Below are 17,411 nucleotides of genomic sequence, written 5' to 3'. Positions count from 1 at the left end.
TGTTTGCAGCCCTGGCACTGCAAACAACCTGCCCTTCGCGGCAAAGTGTCTGGCATGCCAAAGCGTGCGCCCGGCCGTCGATCGTGACGCGGCACTCCTGGCACACGCCCATCCCGCACAGTGCTGCGCGCGGCTGGCCGCTGACCGACGTCCGCGTGCCGCCCCCGCCTGCCATGGCCAGCGCCGCGGCGACGGTCGTGCCCGCTTCGACCTCGACGTTTCTACCGTCGATCGTCACGTGAAGGCGTGCTGCATTGGCGTCAGTCACAAATCACCTTTTGCGCAAAACGGACCGGCAGGTACGGCTCGGTGGAAATCCGCGCCACGTCCCCCGTGATTTGCGCGGCGAGCAACTTTGCAGTGGCCAGCGAGGTCGTCACGCCAAGGCCCTCGTGTCCCACCGCAAGCCACACACCGGGCGCAAAATCACCGGCCGGACCGATCAATGGCAAACCGTCCGGCGACGCCGCGCGAAAGCCGGTCCACGCGCGGATGCCATTGAGCGTCGGCAGAACCGGCAGATAGCGCGCCGCGCGCTGCAGCATCCGGGCGAGCACCGCCATGTCGACGGCGGAATCGGTTGTATCGAACTGGCGCGATGAGCCGATCAGCAACTGGCCTGTCGGTCGCGGCTGCGCATTGAACGCCACCGAGGTGCCCACCGCGTGATGCGCGCTCTTGATGTAGCCCAATTCGAGCAGCTGATGGCGAATGAGTCCAGGATAACGGTCGGTGATCAGCAGATGACCTTTCTTCGGTTCCAGCGGCAGCGACCTCAGCAGTTGCCGGGCGCCCAGACCATTGGCAACGATCACATGCGCCGCGCTGATGTGCTCACCGTCGGCCAGCGTCGCGCCACGCGCGCTGATGGCGGCAACCCGCGTGCCGAGCCGCACATGGATATTCTCGACTCCTGAGGATTGCGTCAGCAGCCACTCGGCAACGGTTGGCGCATACACGATGCTGTCGTGCTCGATCCTCAAGCCGCCTGCCATCGATGCCGCCAACGCCGGCTCGCACGCCCGCAACGCCGCCGCGTCGAGCAGTTGAGCGGAGACGCCCTGCGCGTCGAACGCGGCATGCATGGTGCGGGCGGCCTGCCATTCCTCGTCGTCGGCTGCGACCCATAAAGTGCCGCAGCGCGCGAACGCGTCGCGCGTGCGCAGCTGCGGCGCGAGTTCCAGCCACAAGTCGCGCGAATAGCGGCTCAACGCGAATTCCGCCGGCGAGTCGTTCATCACCACGATGTGGCCCATGCCCGCCGCCGTCGCGCCGCCGCCGATACCTTGTGCGTCGAGTACCTCGACCCGCATGCCGCGCGCGGCCAGCTCCGCCGCGCAGGCCGCGCCGACAATGCCGGCCCCGACGATCAACGCGTCCGCTGTCATGCCGTGCGGATGCCCCATGCGAACGGATCGCGCGCGTCGAAACACAAACGCCCTTCGGCCATGATGTGCGCGTGGCCGGTGATGGTCGGAATCACCGAGACGCCATCGCCGGCGTGCCGATAGCTCGCCTCGAATACGCTGCCGATAATGCTCTCCTGCCGCCACACCGCGCCTTCGGCCAGCTTGCCGTCGGCGGCGAGGCAGGCGATTTTCGCGCTTGTGCCGGTACCGCACGGCGAGCGGTCATACGCGTTGCCGGGACAAAGGACGAAGCTGCGGCTGTCGATACCTTCGCGCGAGCCAGGCCCGAAGAGTTCGATGTGGTCGATCAAGGCGCCGTCCGCGCCGGTGATGCCTTGCGCGATCAGCGCGTCGCGTATCGCCGAACTGAACGCGCCCAGTTCGGCGATACGCGACGCCTCCAGCGTGCGCCCATGGTCGGCTACGAGAAAGAACCAGTTGCCGCCCCAGCCGATGTCGCCGCTCAACGTGCCGTAGCCCGGCACGTCGACCGGCACGCCTTGCCGGTAGCGATAGGCCGGCACGTTGCGCACGGCCACACTGCCGTCCTCGTTGAGCGTCGCCTCGACGATGCCGACCGGCGTCTCGATCCGATGAAGCCCCGGTCCGATCCGTCCCATGTGCGCGAGCGAGACGACGAGACCGATCGTGCCGTGCCCGCACATGCCGAGATAGCCGACGTTGTTGAAGAAAATCACGCCGGCCACGCACGCGGGATCGTCCGGCTCGCACAACAGCGCGCCGACCACCACGTCCGAGCCGCGCGGTTCGGTGACGATGCCCGCGCGCCAGTCGTCGAAATGCGTGCGAAACACCTCGAGACGCTGAGCCAGCGTGCCGCCGCCGAGCGCCGGGCCACCCGACACCACCAGGCGGGTCGGTTCACCGCCGGTGTGCGAGTCGATGATGTCTAGGGTTTTCATGATGCACATGGTAGGAATGCCGGGCGCCGGAGTCTTGGTGCCCATAATCGTGGATTGTGACGATTTCAGCATACCTAATCCGTCCGTCCGCGCACGCTCCGGCTATTGAAATCAGGCGGAACCCGCGTCTGAACCCGCCTCTATCGGGCGAGATCGGAAGCGCATGCAAGGCCCGGTCCACGCGCTTTCGACCCATTGTGCGTCCTGTGCTGAAATAGCCGGCCTTCTTGACCTCGTCGGGCGTGCAGGCAGAATCCCTATGCTGAAATCGTCATTCACCACGCGCGAATCACGCAAGACGGCGGCATTTTCCCTGCTTACACTGCGCTTCGACTCAACACATTCAGGAGAGCAGTCGTGGCGCATATCTGGGAAGGCGTATGGCCCGCGGTGACTACCAAGTTTCACGCGGATTTCAGCATAGATCGCGAATGGACCGGCAAGAATATCGAGGCGCAGATCGACGCGGGTGTGGACGGCATCATCGTGTGCGGATCGCTCGGCGAAGCATCGACGCTCTCGCTGGACGAGAAGCTGCAAGTGCTCGACATCGCCGTCGTTGCCTCGCGCGGCCGTGTGCCCGTTTTGCTGACGATCGCCGAGAACAGCACGCTCGACGCATGCCGCCAGGCCGAAGCCGGCAGCCGGCATGGCGCGGCCGGGTTCATGGTGTTGCCCGGGCTGCGCTATCTGTCCGATCGGCGCGAAACGCTGCACCACTTTCGCAGCGTCGCCGATGCGAGCGCGCTGCCGTTGATGATCTATAACAATCCGCTTGCCTATGGCGTCGACATGACACCCGAGATGTTTGCGGAAATCGCCGACGAAAAGAAGATCGTCGCGATCAAGGAATCATGCGGCGACGTGCGGCGCGTGACCGATCTGATCAACGTGGTCGGCGACCGCTTCGCGATTCTGTGCGGGGTCGACAACCTCGCGATGGAAGCGATATTGATGGGCGCGCATGGCTGGGTGGCCGGCCTCGTGTGCGCGTTTCCGCGCGAGACGGTCGTGATTTACAAGTTACTGAAGGCGGGCCGTCTTGAAGAAGCGCGTGCGATCTATCGCTGGTTCGCGCCCCTGCTCGCGCTCGACGTCTCCTCGAAGCTGGTGCAGAACATCAAGCTGGCCGAGACGATCGTCGGGCTCGGCACGGAGCCGGTGCGGCCGCCGCGTCTGCCGCTGGCCGGGGGCGAGCGCGAGGCAGTGGAAGCGTTGATCCGCCGGGCGATTGAAAACCGGCCGACGCTGCCGCAGGTTTGAGTTGCGGCACGTTGATCGGGCGCCGCTCCCGGCCGCGACGCGGTCGGCGATGTGCCGCGGTGACTTGCCGCGGTAATTTGCCGATTTGTCAGGCCGCCTGCTTTTCCGCGGGCGCCTCGCCTTGCCGCAAATGCAGCAGCCGATAGCCGCTCTTGTACACGGGTTGCAGCCGGAAATCGTTTTGCGGCTCGATCTCAAGCAGCAAGCGCAGACGCGACACATGGCTGTCGATCGTGCGGGTGAACTCGCGGAACTCACGGCCCCATACCATCGCGAAGATGTGGTCGCGCGACATCACGCGGCCAATATTCGAGAAGAACAGTGATGCCAACCGGTACTGCGTACCCGATAACTGCACGGGCTGGCCGCGCAGCATGACGAGTTGGCGATGCGTGTCGAAATGTTATGGCCCCCGCATCGCCAGATTCTGGCGCAAAAACATAGGTTTACAGACGCTTTTGGGAGCAAGAACCGACTGTAAAAACAGGCTGGCACGTCCTAATAAAATCAATCACTTACGGAAGGTTATGAACAGGGGTGCCAAGGATCGGCAGTTCTCCTCCCCCGTGCAGGTGAGCGCCGCAAATGTCATGCAACCAGCGTACGCGTGGAGATCGGTAATCCAGTCGCCACCCATCCGTGAATAACTTTGCAAGCGAGTCAGCATCGCAAAGCGCGGAGACATTTAGAAAATTTGGAGCGATGGCTGCTGACGCGTGGCCGAGCTCATACCGCGCCAACCAGGCTCCCCATGCGCCGTTGGAGTCCGTCCACATCCGTGCGGACTCGACGAGATGGTCCGTACGCAACCATTCGCCCGTACCGGCATGCGCCACAAGTTGAGCGACAACCAGATAGCAAAGGAGCTCAACTCGCGCATCGTGATCGAGATTGGTGCCGCCAGTCATGCAGGTCTCCTAGGATCAATCCCAAGATGTTGCCAGATGGAGCCCCAAGACGAGCGCTGCAACGCTGCGGCGCTCGTTTCTTCTTGATCGCTTGCTCGTCCTTCGCACACAAGCGCGTAACCCTTTCAGCCCGCCTAGTGCAGGGGATGAAATGACAAGTCGCAAATCCCGCAGATAGGGATTTGTCGCAGCGTTGTAGCAAATCCGTAGAGACAAGATAAGCTCACTGCCGCGGGCTATTTGATTTTTTGCTCAAAATGAGCTGCCCATTTCGGGCTTCGCAAAACGTCGTTCGACTACTTGATCTGTTACATTCCCCAAAATGGCCTCTTAAAATCAATTCCGTACGACTCGTATTCGGGATTGAGGCACCGTGATGGTCCAGCCTCTGTTAGATCTGTCGCGGGCGAGACCGACTGTTGCACGAAGGCCGCCTGCCGACCGAACTACGTTGCGATGCTTTAAACTTGAGCGCGAAGGCCACTCACGATGGCCAGCGACGCAAATGTCATAATCAGTCAACGCGCCGAGTATATTGGCTCCTTTCAACACCCGGGGATCATCGTCCATGCCAGATCGTTTCCTCATCCCGAGCACCATTGACGCGCTTCCCCTTGATCGCTGCCCACATTGCAACGTCGCAAAACCGAACGTAAGCAGGCTTTCCCCAGCGTTCCAATCGAAGGATGCACGCGGAGGCTCACTGAGAAATTGGGCAATGTTTGCGTGCTCTTTCTGTGGTGGCGTTGTAACCGCTGGATGGATTTTTAACACTGATCAGTGTGAGCTTTATCCGATGCCCTCTGTTTTTAGTGCGGACGTACCAGAGGAGCCACTTGACTACCTAAAGCAAGCCGCCGAAACGTTGCATTCCCCCCGCGCGTCTGTCGTGACGAGCGCCGGCGCGGTTGATTCCATGCTAAAAGCCAGAGGCTACGCCGACGGGCCCCTCTATTCGCGCATCGAGAAAGCAGTCACCGATCATCTGCTAACTTCCGAAATGGCAGAATGGGCGCACGATGTACGATTGGATGCAAATGATCAGCGGCATGCAGATCTTAAGGCTATCCCGCCCACCACAGAAGATGCACGGCGCTGTCTTGACTTTGCGAAGGCCCTTGCCGATATACTTTTTGTTCTTCCTGCCCGAGTCACCCGAGGGACGACAGAGGCGAAATCGACGTTGGCGAAGCTGAAGGAAAAGACGAATTAAAACTCACTCGGCGGCTCTAGGATATGCGGCAAGCTTACAGTTCGATGACCGTAGGGAATGTGCATTTACAAGCGCTGCCGATGCAGCAGTATCTCCACCTTATCTGGATAGCTCTTCCCCTATAATCCATGCTGCAAATCACGTCTATGTGCAGAAACTCCATTACACCGCCACATTTTCGATCTCTCGCACGAAAAAAGCAAACCAAGCGAATGCACATTGGCCCAAGGTAGTTGAAAAGATAAACATAAAAATTCTTGATTAATGTCAATTCGGGGAGCAATTAAATGGATCACGCACTAGAAAATCTAGGGCCAGAAGAATTTCAACATCTTTGTCAAGCGTTATTGATACGGGAGTTTCCCGGTCTAACGTGTTTTCCTGTAGGTCAAGCCGACGGGGGGCGCGACGCTCTACTTTTACAGGACGCGGAAGACAGCGATAAGTTTAATGTCGCTGTCTTTCAGGTTAAATTTTCTCGCAACCCCAAACAAGCTGACGAAGCCCGGGACTGGGTGCTTGCTGCTGCAAAAGGCGAAATTCAAAAGGTAAAAACACTTATTGATCGAGGAGCAACGAAGTACTTCTTTATAACAAATGTTTCAGGGACAAGCCATCTAGACGTTGGTTCAATAGACAAACTGCAAAACGAACTGACACGTATGATCGGGCTGCCTGTTACCTGCTGGTGGCGGGACGACATTAATAGGCGGCTAGATAACTCATGGGACATTAAACTTCGTTATCCGCAAATCTTAACTGGAAGTGACTTTCTACGCCTCCTACTTGAAACCAAGTTGGGATCAGACCAGAATCGTCGGTTAATGGCAATTACAGCCTTTCTTGCCGATCAATTTGACGAAGATACCGAGGTTAAGTTTAAGCAGGTGGAACTCCAGAATAAACTTCTTGATTTATTCGTCGATCTTCCATTTCGCGTTAGATTAAAATCAGAGCTGGAGTCCTTGCATGACTTGTTCAACGACCCGATGGTTCCGCTTTCGGTAGTTGAGTATGCTTCAAAGCATCAAGTCGAATTGCATGCATCTCCGGACACGATGGTTGGAACGGCGACACTTTTGTTGCGCACGCATCATGTATCCGCGCTTGGTCAATTGGTTGTTGAGGGAGCGCCAGGACAAGGCAAATCAACACTCGCGCAATACCTTTGTCAAGTTCATCGAATTCGGTGGCTAAGGAAATTAGATGACCTAGCTTCTTTGCCTGACGAGCATAAGACGGCGCCTCTTTGTTTGCCATTCAAAGTTGATCTTCGTGATTTGGCAAAATGGATCGGGGGAGTCGATCCGTTCAGTCAGTCTGTTCCGCCGGCTTCCGCGCCCGATCATGGTACGCTCGAAACGTTTCTTGCCCACCTCGTGAAGACGCGGAGCGGAGGGCGGGAGTTTTCAGTCGACGATCTGCTTGCGGTAGCCGGAGTCACGCCGCTATTTATCGTACTCGACGGCCTTGATGAGGTTGCCGAAATCAAACGGCGGGGAGACATCGTGTCCGCGGTAACGAAGGCGGCGAATCGCCTCAAGGAAACGTGTGCAAGTCTCAGAATAATAGTCACTTCGCGGCCGTCCGCCTTTGCAAATTCGCCGGGTTTTGATTCATCTCGTTTTCCAACATTGGAGTTAGGATCCTTACAGAAAGAGCAGATAGAGGCATATGCTGAGAAGTGGATGATTGCTCGAAATTTGGACCATCGAGAGCAAGCTGAATTCCGTAAGATTCTTAATGAGCGTATGGAAGAATCACATCTGCGCGATTTGGCTCGAAATCCGATGCAACTCACGATTCTCCTAAGCTTGATCCTCACGCGCGGCGCAGCGCTACCTGACAAGCGAACCAGTCTCTACGACTACTACGTGGACCTGTTTTTTAGTCGTGAATCGTCGAAAAGTTCGACAGTGCGAAAGTATTCTGATCTATTGCGCAACATCCACGGTTACCTTGCTTGGACACTCCACTCGAATGCAGAAACGGACAGGCATGAATCGGCCGGACGCATCTCGACGAAGGATCTGCACGCGTTGCTACGTGAATACTTGGAGAAGGAGCGACACGGGATCGAGATGTTGGATGAAGTCTTTGGCGCAACGGTCGAGAGAGTATTTATGATCGTTTCTCGAATCGAAGGGACTTACGAATTCGAAGTACAACCATTGCGGGAATACTTTGCCGCGCGTTATCTGTACGACACTGCGCCGTACTCGCCGCCGGGACGGGAACGACAGGGAACTAAGCCGGATCGCTTTGACGCAATTGCGCGAAATCCCTATTGGCTCAATGTAGTCAGATTTTTTTGCGGATGCTTCAGTAAGGGAGAGCTTCAGGATTTGGCAGAGCGTCTCAAGGATTTATCCAGAGACGCCTCGCTTAAAAATTCTCGCTATCCGATAGTTTTGATCGCGATGTTACTTTCAGATTGGGTATTTTCTCAAGTTCCAAGAGCTATGAATGACCTCGCCGAGTTTATTTCAACCCGGGAGAACATTTATAAACTTTTACCAGATCTTTATAGTGATTCAGATTCCTCATCTGCCGTTCGAATCCCGGAAATGTGTGGAGGTAACATTGTCGCGGAAGCCGTGCTATCCTTGATCGTCAGCGTCGGCACGATGGGTGATGTTATACACCGCGCGGTCGCATTCCTCTTGGAAAACTGCAGCCACGACCACCTAAAATCACTCTGGATCATCTCAGCCGACTTGCTAAAGGGGAATAATCCGGCGCGTTGGGCATTTCTCGGTCGCGAGTTTAAAATGATAAAAGATGTTTCGGCGGATACGATTGAAGAGATGGTGCCGTTAGATAAATTGAATGGTAGTGATTGGTATCAAATAGCAGCAGCGGCTAGGTACGACGTGTTGCTAGCGAGTCCTGCCAGGGAAAGCAAAACGCTATCCATACTTTTGGATTCGATTGGCCCTCCGGACCTCGAGTACTCTGACTCCTTGTATCTGGTTCCCGTGTTCTTATCGGTTAGTGCAATGTGGGGATACGGACGCGGAAAATATGTCCCCGAACAGCTGCTAGCGGCGGTCCGCCGTTTTCGTGATGCCAGTGTCGCCAAATCTGTAAGCGAACAAGCCGTCGCGCCAAGCCTCTCTGAATCAATGCGGAACGTTAGCGAACGCATTGCAGGTTGCTTTAAATTGGACTCATCGACGCCTTTAACAAGCGTTGATGAGTTGGAGGTCGTCGTCGAATTAATGCGCCAGACTTGGGGCGAGAGAGCGGGAGTTATCTTGACGGCGTTGGGCTTGAGTCAAATTCCTAAGACTGGCCGTAGCAAGACTTGCGGCTTGTTTGATAGAAACTTCTCCCTTAGCCAACGAATTCGTTTCGCAAAGAGCAAGGCGAAGAACCGCGACTACTGGAGAAGCCAGCTTCGCTCCGCGCGCTTGACAGAGGACATTTATTTTTTTCACATGCTGTTTGCAGTATTTGCGCCAATTCCCATTGTCATTGAAATGCAAGAGGAAACTGCTGCGAGTCTGGACATGTTGACGAATGAACAGACGGCTCGGCTGCTGGATTTGGTAAACGCAGCGGACGTGACCTTTGAAAGAGGTGGTTCCAATAAGCAACAGTCTTTCGATGGAACTATGACGTCGGCAGCTCAGGCATGGTTGACAACTCGCGGCTCTGGACGCGCCTTCGCTAAGGCCGTTTTTCTTCAGTACCTTCGCTCAAGTCGGGACGAGGCACAACAAGTGGTTCGATTCCGCCAGCGCTGGGCGATCTACTGTGCGCTTGATGGCGACCTTCCATGGGATGAAGCGTTGGAAATAGTTCGTGAAACTTATGCTAAAACTTTTAACGGTGCCATCGCGGGTGTATCGACGCAGCGAAAAAAAGCGTTTCCTGATTCTGTTATGCAGATCATATTGGAAAATCCGGCCGACTATCCGATAGGTTTATGGGCTACTGTTGAGGCGCAGGCCACCGAACGGGGCCGTCAGCGAACTCGTCCCGTAGGAATCGTCGCTAAAAATGACGGATGGTTTGCAGATTGACATGAATTAAATTTCCGGTCTCACTGAGTAATCCGTTCTTCCCGGATTGGGAATTTATTGCGAGGAACTATGGCCCGGGAAGCGGCGCTTTACATGCCAAAGACAACAAGTGTCGACGGGTCGAGCTGGGCCGAATTCGCGGAATCACTGCGCATCATTCTGCCATCTGATGTTCGTATACGGCCGCTCGTGGTCGTCGAGAATGGCGCACCGGGCCGCCAGATCGGACGGATCTGGGTTCAACCAAGCGTCGACGTTCTCCGGCTTGATCGGGACAATGCAGCGATCATGACCGGCCGCCGCGACTTCTGGCGACAGCTCGTCAGTAATCGCAGCAAAAGACCAGAGGTCCGGTTCGTCCGGTATACGCCAGGCCTCTTTTAATCCTCGTTAAGCGGGGTGATAAGTAGCTGCCGATGTGCGAGAACAGGCGAGGCCGTTGTGCCTCCCGGCAAACTACAGCAGGTTCTGGCTGGCGCAGCCTCGCGAGTTCCAGGCTACCGCTAAATCGAATCAGCCGGTACCAACCGATGACCACATATGGCAAAAACCCAGTGCCTGGTATCCGCCTGTAGTTGATATGCTGTAAGAACACTTGGCAGGAATAATCATCCAATCGCCTGCCTGATACGTTACTCCATTGACTGTAGCGTCACCAAGAATTATAAATCGTACTACCGGACTATTATGTGCATGCGTCGGAACGTTCGTACCCGGGGCGACCGTGATATGCCGAATGTGCTTAATTCCACTGAGATCAATCGGAATGGTTTTGTTGGTTACGTCTTCAAACTCAATTTTCGACGATACAATTTTAGAATTTAAATATTTTTTGTAATTATCTTTATTTACTATTTCATCCACGAGAAAAGGGCAAACGACATCAAGAATTTCAATTTTCTTTGACGGCATTTCATTCTCCTTGTGAAATTGACCAGCAGCATAAGTTTTATGTCAAATAATTTGAATTTTTTGAAAAAGTTTGAAAATAACAATCGATCACGGCCGGTTGTGTTTTACTTCGCGACCTTCTATGCCTTTGAGAATCATATTGTTCTGGTTATCAAAGGCGGCAACACCGTAACACCTGTCACATCTTTGAAACATATCATCGTTCGAGAGTTACCTTGGTAACTCTCCAACAGACACCTCTTCAGCTAAGGCTAACGGCCGCACAGGAGCCTGCCGACGAACAGCTAAGTCGCCTATTTCGACAGCAACGGCCAAGTACATACCCAACCAATTTTACTCAAGCTGGGTTACTTGCAGGTTACGCAGACTATTTAATGACGTCAACGGTAACTTCATAAATTTTTGAATACCGCCAACCGGCCTGAGGCTAGTTGCTATGAAACTCTCCTCCAACGAGTTTCGCTACCGCCTCATCTGGACGCCATGCTGCAACGGTGGCCGTCGCAGAGGCGGTGGCGACATCGTGTATTGCGCTGGTTGTACACCGAACTTCATTCATATACGCAGAATCTACATACAGAGGACAGTCTCTTTTACGCCATTGATACGGTCTTTAGTAAGGGGGGGGGAAACGGGAATGTTCCCTCGACTGCGGTTCAGGCTGAGCGATGACGGGAACGATTAGCAATCAAATCTTGTGCGCAAGCTTTTATCGCCAATGAGCCATGCATTCGTCTTATCTGATCGCTTCGAAGAAAAATGAGGCACGCCTCTGGGTTAAACTGGGCCGTTCAAGGTCACTTTGACGTGTATTCCCGGATGGTGATAGTTCAGGGAGGAATAGCAAGCCACGCGCACACTAGCTAAGGCGCTGCTATAGCGCCATGACAAATCTCGAACAATCAAAATGAGCCCGCTAAAGCGGGCTATTCGCCTTTCAGAAGAGGCCAGCGGGTTCGTTAGCATCGTTCCAACTAAAAATAATCACTTCCTTGCGGACTGCTTCTTTGCCGCCACCGCCCACGGTGTACTTGATGTCCACCGTCTCAATGTGGAAGCCGTCGAACGCCTGCCTGATCACGGGGTGGTCATTCAGACTGATGATTGCCTTGCCCTTCAGCGCACGGATCCGATCCGCCATGGCGACATATTCCGTGCACGGAAAAGGCACGCCGTAGCCTTCAGTTTCAAAATACGGCGGATCGAGATAGAACAGAGTGTGCGGACGATCGTATTTGTCGATACACGTCTTCCAGTCAAGCCGCTCAACGAACGTGTTGGACAAACGCAGGTGCGCCGCCGACAGGGTCTCTTCGAGTCGCAGCAGGTTCAGACCCGGCGGCGTTGTAGTTGCCGTACCGAATGACTGCCCCTCAATCTTGCCGCCAAAGCAGTTCTGCTGCAGGTAATAAAAGCGGGCAGCGCGCTGGATATCGGTGAGCGTCTCCGGGATCGTGTCCTGCAACCACTTGAACACCTGCCGGCTCGACAGCGCCCATTTGAATTGCCGCACGAACTCCTCGAGGTGATGCTGCACAACGCGATAGAGATTCACCAGTTCGCCGTTGATGTCATTGATGACCTCTACCTTCGCCGGCGGCCGCATGAAGTACAACGCAGCCCCGCCCGCGAAAACCTCCACGTAGCACTCATGCGCAGGAAAGCGCGGGATGATGTGATCTGCCAGGCGACGCTTGCCGCCGATCCAGGGAATGATGGGGATTGCCATATGTGGATTGCCTTGTTGGGAATTTGTTAGAATTCGCCCCGCCTACCGGTAGGTGTCAGGGCCTTGGCTAATTCACTGGCTGATGCAGTGGAAAGGTGACCGGGGGAAATGCGCGAACATCATCCCGGTCGCCCTGTCTTCTCCCGCGCTGCGAAGGACGGTCAAAGTAACTTTATGCTGTGTGCATCGGATGGCTGATTGCCCGTGATACGCACATGTGTCATGCTGGGTCCCCGTTTCGTACGAGGAAAGGCTTGGTCATGGCACAGCCGTCTACGCACCATCACGCCGCGACGCGGCACAAGCCGAAGCCCCACGTGGCGCCGGTGTACGTGCAGCAATTCATCGATGCCCACATGGCTGCGGCGCAGGACATCCAGCGCAAGTACCAGGTGCCGGCAGGCGTCGTCATTGCCCAATCAGCCCTTGAAAGCAACTGGGGAAGGTCGGTTGTCGGCAACGCTTATTTTGGCGTCAAGGGCCGCGCCCCGAGCGGCGACAGCACAACGTTCACGACGCACGAAGTGATCAATGGCAAGGCCATCAAGATTGATGATGCGTTCCGCGCCTACGGCAGCTATGAAGATGCCGCCGACGACTATGCGCAAATGCTTCGAAACAACCCACGCTTCCGCTCTTCTTTTCTCTACACCCGCAGTTCGCAGTTTGCCAACGCGCTCGCCCACAACGGCTATGCGACAGATCCCGCTTACGCAGTCAAGCTCAACGCAATCATTCGGGCGCACAAGCTCGACCAGTACGACGCGCGCAGGACCGAGCCATGATGCGCCGCTCGATCATCATTGCAGCGCTGATCGTCAGCACGCAGGCGTGCGCCGCCCAGCAGCCGGTGACGAATGACGACATTGCAGCCACCCGTGCGGCCGACATCACGCGTACCTACGGTCTCTCAAAAGACAAGACAGAGTGCCTGCTCTTCGATACCGCCGACAAGGGCGAATACTTTCTGGTGCGGGTGCGCGAAAACCACACGGAAGCGTGCGGCGGTGCCGCCGGCGTCTCGCCTACCCTGTTCTTTCTGAAGATCCGCAAACGCGACGGCTACACCGTCACCACCGCGTACGACAGCGAGCAATACTTGCCACTCAAAACACCTGCAAAGAACTGAGTCGCAGGCCCACTGAAGCACGGTTAATAGCCCGGCGCGGACGGGCCCGACCTGCTCAATCCGCTTTAGTCTGGTACCGCGCGGACGTCTGTTCGTCGACCGCATCAGAGCGCGACACCACGGTGTCCGGCGACACCGCAAACTGCGTGATGGCTGCAGCCTGCTTGTCCGCGCGCGACGACGACCCGAAGAAATATTCTTTCGATCCAAGGACCATCGCGATCAGAATCCCAAACAGCGTATCGAGCGCGCGCATCACTCCGTCGTCGAGCTTGATCTGCTGGGCCGCAAGCAGAAACTCCAGCCCGATCACGGCAAAAAGCGCGACCGTATACATGTAGGCAAGGTTACGTGCCGTATGGTCGTGCTCCACCGCCGCAAAGTTGCGTGCGCTCGCGCGATCATCTGCCGCCACCCTGTCGGCCTGCACCTGGATGCCGGCCATATTCTCTGCGTGCGTAAAACCCGCCTGCCGCATCTTGAGCGCGAAGTCATCGTCAGCCTGCTTCAGCGCGAGCAACTGCTCGGGCGTCATCTGCTGGCCGGTCAGTGCGGATCTCACCGCATCGACCGAGGCATCGGCCAGATCGAGCTTGCCGGCGATCGCCGAAGCGGCCATCGCGGCAATGCCGGGTACGCCGCCTGTCAAAGCCGTGACAAGCCACGGCGCCACAGTTTTCAGGAAATCCATCATGCGCTCACCCCAAATGCACGATTGAGCTGCCAGCCGTATTCGAACGTCTCGTTCTCCACGCGCTTTTCGGCACACTCGATGTAATAGACAGACTGCTGTGCAGTCACCATGCCAAGCAGCACACGGTGGCCGTCCGCACCCCGCCCAGCGAGAAACGCCTTCAGCGCTGCGATCGTCATGGCACCGATGCCACCGTCGACGGCGATATCGGCAAACGCGCGCTGGTTCTGATTCAGTACGTTCAGCGCACGTTGCATGAACCGCACTCCTGTCGCCTGCCCCGCGTTCACGCCAATGTCGAACAGCTTGTCGGCAAGCGCAGGTGAAAGCGCATCGACCAGATCGAACTTCGGCTGCAGCCAATAGCGGCTGCGGTAAATCTGCACGGCCGTCGGGCGCGGCATGTCGCGCATCGCGCCGGCATAGCCGAATGCACGTGCGACCGCGACCGTGATGCCCCACATCGTTTCGCCGCCAGCATCAAGCGCGTTGTTTGAGTACCCGCCCTCGCGGCCGATCAGCGCGTCGATTTTTTCGTCAAGTTTCATTGATCAGTTCCTTATCTTGTTACCTTGGTCACGGCCTGCTCCAGCACCTCGAGGCGCTGCTGCTGCAACCGGTTGAGGATGTCGCCTTCGTTGATATGGGTGAACACCCACACGATCGAAGCCACCAGGAAGGTCTGCACGATGCCGAGCACAATCCCGAGCACCCACATCGCGCCCTTCGCCGTGTTCTTCATTGCCGCCACCCGGTCGTCGACGTCGCCGATCTGCTGCACCAGCGCGTTGCGTTCCTTCTTTCCCTCCGTGACACGCGCCCACAGCAGCTCGATATCCTTGCGTGCGTTCTGGTTGTGAATCGCCATCTCCGCAATCGCACGATCGAGCGCGGCGACCGGCTGCACTGATGTCTTGATGTCTTCAAGGCTTGCCGCGACGCTGCGCAGTTGCTCGCCAAAACGCGCGATCTGCACTGCCAGATCGTTGTTGTGCTGTTCACCCATCGGGCCGTCCGTTCAATAAAAAAACCGCCTCGCGCGAGCGCGGGCGGTTCGTCGTCCTGTATCAATTGCGTCAGTGCGGCGGCGCCGGCACCACGAGGTGGATCTTCCTGCCCTTCTTTTTCTCGTGCCCAACCTTCGCCTTGCCCTTGTTGCCGGCGTTCAGCTCGACTTGCGTTTCCCAGCTACGGCCCGCGTAGGTGTTCGTCACAGACTCGATCAGGAAATCCCCGTCCGCCTCCTTCTTGAAGCCCTTCAGCGTGACTGTCTTCTCTGCCGCGAAATCGGCCCGGCCAGTCATCGTCATCGTGCTTTTCGCGGTGTGGTGATTTAGCTTCTGCAAGCGGGCCTGTGCAGCCGCTTTCGCCGCCTCGGGGCTCGCGAATGCATGCCGCTCGGTGTGCACCGCGGATGCACCGGGGGGCGCATCGGGATTCGGGATCGTGAGGTCGATCTTCGTTCCGGTCTTTGCGTCGTGCACTTTCGTGCGCACGGCGACGAAACTCGCGCGATCAGGAAACGTGATCTCGTAATCAAGCAGCAGATCGGGCGTCAGCGTGATGGCCGGCAGCGGTTTGCCGCTCGCGCTCCTGCCGGCACCACGGCCCATCACGATCAGCTTGCCCGCCTTCACCGTCGCCGTTGCACCATGCTGCCGCGCGAGCCGCGTGATGAAATGCAGGTCGCTCTCGCCGAACTGGTCGGCACGCGGCACCTTGGCGTCGACACTGCATGCGGCCGTCCATTTGTTGCGGCGGGCCACGTCACCGACGATGTCCGCGAGCTTCGCGCTCTCCCAGCTACCGTACCGGTGCGTCTTAGCGGTGGCACGCATGTTCGCGGGCTTGCCGCGGATCACCACGGAGGCGGGCGGCCCCTTCAGCGAGATCTCGTCGACCGCGTACTCCCCCAGGAACGACAGGCCCTTGCCGCTCCAGCCGAGCGATATCTTCAGCGTGGCGCCCTTGGGCGGAAACTGGATCCTGCCGTCGCGATCGTCGAGCTCGATCTCGCACTCGTCGGACTCGAGGCCCGGCTTGTCCACCGTCCGGATGCGCAGCACGCGATCCTGAATCACGCGCGTGATGTCATCGCCGTTCGCGACGATCTGGAAAATTGCCTGCATCGACTCTCCTATGTCCAGAGCTGAACCGACTCATCACGCTGCACGTCGAGATCGGGCAGCGTGATGATGATTCCCGCAGCAAACGGCTGCGTGCGTGCGGCAAGCCCCGCATTGGCTTCGTACACCGCCTCGACCACACCCGCGAGCGACCCGTAGAACGCATAACAGATCTCGTCGAGCACGTCGCCGTCAGAGGTTCTTATAGTCTTCGCCATAGCGGCCGAACTCCAGGCTGAAGGTCTGTTTGCGCGGGGCGCCGTCCGACATCAGTGCCTCCTGCTCTTCGTCGACGCCCTGCAGATACCAGCGGCCGAGCACCTCGCCGTAGCCGGTCGTGAGCTGCACCGGCACCATCTTGTCGCCGATCGCGCGCAGTGCATCGATCTGCTTGGCTCCGGGACCGGAGGCGGCAAACACAACGCCGGAGAGCGTGATGGTCTCGCCGCCCTGGCTGACCGCCTGCAGCGCCTCCTGCCGGTTCAGACGCTCCTGCGAGGCGACCTTGTATTTCGTGGTGCGCCGCAGTTTGTCGAAGGCTGCGGTCGAGAGGTTGAAGTGGAACGTGTCGCCGGCGTCGGACGTGAGCGTCATCAGGTGAGGCGTAGCGCCCGATGCACCGCCGAGCAGACCCGACAACAGCGCCCCGGCGCCCGTCGACGTCGCAAGCGATGCGGGCGACGTCGTCTCCTTGATACCCGCCCACGCGTTGAACTTCGTGCGCACGTCCTTGAGCGCCGTGTTCACCGCGTCGGCCGCCGACTTCACGAGCGGATGACTGGACGCCGTGGCGATTTTGAGGATGCTGTTGACCGACGACTGCACGGCGTTGAAACTGCGCACCGCGGTGCCGACCTTCGGACTCAGATTGCTCGCAACCGACAGGGCACTACCCGCTGCGGAGAGCAGCTCGGCAGTGCTCGTCAGGTTGCCAGTGGCGAGCTTCTGAAGCACCGCCACCGTGTTCGCACTCGCCGCCCGGTTGCGTTCATACACGCGACTCATGCTGCTCACGCGCTCGGTCGCGATGCTCGCCTGCGTTGCGGCCTGCGTGATCTGTCTTGTGAAATCCACCTT

At 57.5% G+C, this 17,411-nt stretch carries 16 protein-coding genes and 3 pseudogenes; 5 read left to right on the top strand and 14 right to left on the bottom strand.

Annotated elements, in window-relative coordinates:
- Positions 1 to 22 precede the first annotated feature (22 nt).
- From DSC91_RS38155 to DSC91_RS04380, 3 genes and pseudogenes are all read right to left on the bottom strand, one after another.
- A pseudogene (locus tag DSC91_RS38155) lies at positions 23 to 268 on the bottom strand (2Fe-2S iron-sulfur cluster-binding protein); the annotation flags it as partial.
- A complete protein-coding gene (locus DSC91_RS04385) occupies positions 261 to 1,388 on the bottom strand; it encodes an NAD(P)/FAD-dependent oxidoreductase (protein WP_115779686.1) in 1,128 nt (375 codons plus the stop codon). The gene DSC91_RS04385 and the pseudogene DSC91_RS38155, both read right to left, overlap by 8 nt.
- The gene (locus DSC91_RS04380) at positions 1,385 to 2,341 is read right to left on the bottom strand and encodes a 4-hydroxyproline epimerase (protein WP_115779687.1); all 957 of its coding nucleotides are present in this window, start codon (positions 2,339 to 2,341) and stop codon (positions 1,385 to 1,387) included. The genes DSC91_RS04385 and DSC91_RS04380 overlap by 4 nt, the downstream gene beginning before the upstream one ends.
- A gap of 348 nt (positions 2,342 to 2,689) precedes the next feature.
- Between DSC91_RS04380 and DSC91_RS04375 the strand changes: the two genes are divergently transcribed.
- A complete protein-coding gene (locus DSC91_RS04375; protein ID WP_115776998.1) occupies positions 2,690 to 3,595 on the top strand; it encodes a dihydrodipicolinate synthase family protein in 906 nt (301 codons plus the stop codon).
- An 88-nt stretch (positions 3,596 to 3,683) separates the two neighbouring features.
- Here DSC91_RS04375 and DSC91_RS04370 read toward each other — a convergent pair.
- Positions 3,684 to 3,995 (bottom strand): annotated as a pseudogene (locus tag DSC91_RS04370) (winged helix-turn-helix domain-containing protein); the annotation flags it as partial.
- 115 nt (positions 3,996 to 4,110) lie between these two features.
- Entirely contained in the window at positions 4,111 to 4,503 is a 393-nt protein-coding gene (locus DSC91_RS04365; RefSeq protein ID WP_115776997.1) for a hypothetical protein, read from the bottom strand.
- 568 nt (positions 4,504 to 5,071) lie between these two features.
- Between DSC91_RS04365 and DSC91_RS04360 the strand changes: the two genes are divergently transcribed.
- The gene (locus DSC91_RS04360; RefSeq protein ID WP_115776996.1) at positions 5,072 to 5,716 is read left to right on the top strand and encodes a DUF4145 domain-containing protein; all 645 of its coding nucleotides are present in this window, start codon (positions 5,072 to 5,074) and stop codon (positions 5,714 to 5,716) included.
- Positions 5,717 to 6,003: 287 nt separating this feature from the next.
- The gene (locus DSC91_RS04355) at positions 6,004 to 9,744 is read left to right on the top strand and encodes a hypothetical protein (RefSeq protein ID WP_162831336.1); all 3,741 of its coding nucleotides are present in this window, start codon (positions 6,004 to 6,006) and stop codon (positions 9,742 to 9,744) included.
- Between the two features lie 154 nt (positions 9,745 to 9,898).
- On the opposite strand, the pseudogene DSC91_RS38150 reads toward DSC91_RS04355, so the two are convergent.
- The 3 genes and pseudogenes from DSC91_RS38150 to DSC91_RS04345 form a co-directional block, all read right to left on the bottom strand.
- Positions 9,899 to 10,116 (bottom strand): annotated as a pseudogene (locus DSC91_RS38150) (SOS response-associated peptidase family protein); the annotation flags it as partial.
- A gap of 141 nt (positions 10,117 to 10,257) precedes the next feature.
- Positions 10,258 to 10,656, bottom strand: coding sequence for a cupin domain-containing protein (locus tag DSC91_RS37345; RefSeq protein WP_162831335.1), 399 nt, complete (start codon positions 10,654 to 10,656; stop codon positions 10,258 to 10,260).
- Positions 10,657 to 11,593: 937 nt separating this feature from the next.
- A complete protein-coding gene (locus DSC91_RS04345; RefSeq protein WP_115776994.1) occupies positions 11,594 to 12,385 on the bottom strand; it encodes a DNA adenine methylase in 792 nt (263 codons plus the stop codon).
- A 260-nt stretch (positions 12,386 to 12,645) separates the two neighbouring features.
- Here DSC91_RS04345 and DSC91_RS04340 point away from each other — a divergent pair, with 260 nt between their 5' ends.
- Together DSC91_RS04340 and DSC91_RS04335 are read left to right on the top strand one after the other, a co-directional pair.
- A complete protein-coding gene (locus DSC91_RS04340; protein ID WP_229758293.1) occupies positions 12,646 to 13,170 on the top strand; it encodes a glycoside hydrolase family 73 protein in 525 nt (174 codons plus the stop codon).
- On the top strand, positions 13,167 to 13,514 hold the full coding sequence (locus DSC91_RS04335; RefSeq protein ID WP_115776992.1) for a hypothetical protein: 348 nt from the start codon (positions 13,167 to 13,169) through the stop codon (positions 13,512 to 13,514). The genes DSC91_RS04340 and DSC91_RS04335 overlap by 4 nt, the downstream gene beginning before the upstream one ends.
- Before the next feature lie 55 nt (positions 13,515 to 13,569).
- Here the strand turns inward: DSC91_RS04335 and DSC91_RS04330 are convergent, their stop codons facing one another.
- From DSC91_RS04330 to DSC91_RS04305, 6 genes are all read right to left on the bottom strand, one after another.
- Entirely contained in the window at positions 13,570 to 14,208 is a 639-nt protein-coding gene (locus tag DSC91_RS04330; RefSeq protein WP_115776991.1) for a hypothetical protein, read from the bottom strand.
- Positions 14,205 to 14,756, bottom strand: a complete 552-nt coding sequence (locus DSC91_RS04325; protein WP_115776990.1) for a glycoside hydrolase family 108 protein — start codon at positions 14,754 to 14,756, stop codon at positions 14,205 to 14,207. Before DSC91_RS04325 ends, DSC91_RS04330 begins: the two co-directional genes overlap by 4 nt.
- Positions 14,757 to 14,767: 11 nt before the next feature.
- Complete coding sequence (locus DSC91_RS04320; RefSeq protein ID WP_115776989.1) at positions 14,768 to 15,214, bottom strand: hypothetical protein; 447 nt, start codon at positions 15,212 to 15,214, stop codon at positions 14,768 to 14,770.
- Between the two features lie 70 nt (positions 15,215 to 15,284).
- The gene (locus DSC91_RS04315) at positions 15,285 to 16,337 is read right to left on the bottom strand and encodes a phage late control D family protein (protein WP_115776988.1); all 1,053 of its coding nucleotides are present in this window, start codon (positions 16,335 to 16,337) and stop codon (positions 15,285 to 15,287) included.
- Between the two features lie 8 nt (positions 16,338 to 16,345).
- Positions 16,346 to 16,552 (bottom strand): tail protein X, encoded by a 207-nt coding sequence (locus DSC91_RS04310; RefSeq protein ID WP_115779685.1) that lies wholly within the window; start codon positions 16,550 to 16,552, stop codon positions 16,346 to 16,348.
- Entirely contained in the window at positions 16,527 to 17,408 is an 882-nt protein-coding gene (locus DSC91_RS04305; RefSeq protein WP_115776987.1) for a phage tail protein, read from the bottom strand. Before DSC91_RS04305 ends, DSC91_RS04310 begins: the two co-directional genes overlap by 26 nt.
- Positions 17,409 to 17,411 lie beyond the last annotated feature (3 nt).

Origin of the sequence: Paraburkholderia caffeinilytica, from assembly GCF_003368325.1 — a bacterium.
GTDB lineage: Bacteria > Pseudomonadota > Gammaproteobacteria > Burkholderiales > Burkholderiaceae > Paraburkholderia > Paraburkholderia caffeinilytica.
The sequence above is the reverse complement of the archived record's forward strand: the minus strand, read 5'-3'. Positions and strand labels throughout refer to the sequence as shown.

Excerpts from the sequence above, each read along its gene's own strand:
- DSC91_RS04385 (WP_115779686.1), bottom strand. The coding sequence starts at position 1,388 with ATGACAGCGGACGCGTTGATCGTCGGGGCCGGCATTGTCGGCGCGGCC.
- DSC91_RS04380 (WP_115779687.1), bottom strand. The coding sequence starts at position 2,341 with ATGTGCATCATGAAAACCCTAGACATCATCGACTCGCACACCGGCGGT.
- DSC91_RS04365 (WP_115776997.1), bottom strand. The coding sequence starts at position 4,503 with ATGACTGGCGGCACCAATCTCGATCACGATGCGCGAGTTGAGCTCCTT.
- DSC91_RS04360 (WP_115776996.1), top strand. The coding sequence starts at position 5,072 with ATGCCAGATCGTTTCCTCATCCCGAGCACCATTGACGCGCTTCCCCTT.
- DSC91_RS04355 (WP_162831336.1), top strand. The coding sequence starts at position 6,004 with ATGGATCACGCACTAGAAAATCTAGGGCCAGAAGAATTTCAACATCTT.
- DSC91_RS37345 (WP_162831335.1), bottom strand. The coding sequence starts at position 10,656 with ATGCCGTCAAAGAAAATTGAAATTCTTGATGTCGTTTGCCCTTTTCTC.
- DSC91_RS04345 (WP_115776994.1), bottom strand. The coding sequence starts at position 12,385 with ATGGCAATCCCCATCATTCCCTGGATCGGCGGCAAGCGTCGCCTGGCA.
- DSC91_RS04340 (WP_229758293.1), top strand. The coding sequence starts at position 12,646 with ATGGCACAGCCGTCTACGCACCATCACGCCGCGACGCGGCACAAGCCG.
- DSC91_RS04335 (WP_115776992.1), top strand. The coding sequence starts at position 13,167 with ATGATGCGCCGCTCGATCATCATTGCAGCGCTGATCGTCAGCACGCAG.
- DSC91_RS04330 (WP_115776991.1), bottom strand. The coding sequence starts at position 14,208 with ATGATGGATTTCCTGAAAACTGTGGCGCCGTGGCTTGTCACGGCTTTG.
- DSC91_RS04325 (WP_115776990.1), bottom strand. The coding sequence starts at position 14,756 with ATGAAACTTGACGAAAAAATCGACGCGCTGATCGGCCGCGAGGGCGGG.
- DSC91_RS04320 (WP_115776989.1), bottom strand. The coding sequence starts at position 15,214 with ATGGGTGAACAGCACAACAACGATCTGGCAGTGCAGATCGCGCGTTTT.
- DSC91_RS04315 (WP_115776988.1), bottom strand. The coding sequence starts at position 16,337 with ATGCAGGCAATTTTCCAGATCGTCGCGAACGGCGATGACATCACGCGC.
- DSC91_RS04310 (WP_115779685.1), bottom strand. The coding sequence starts at position 16,552 with ATGGCGAAGACTATAAGAACCTCTGACGGCGACGTGCTCGACGAGATC.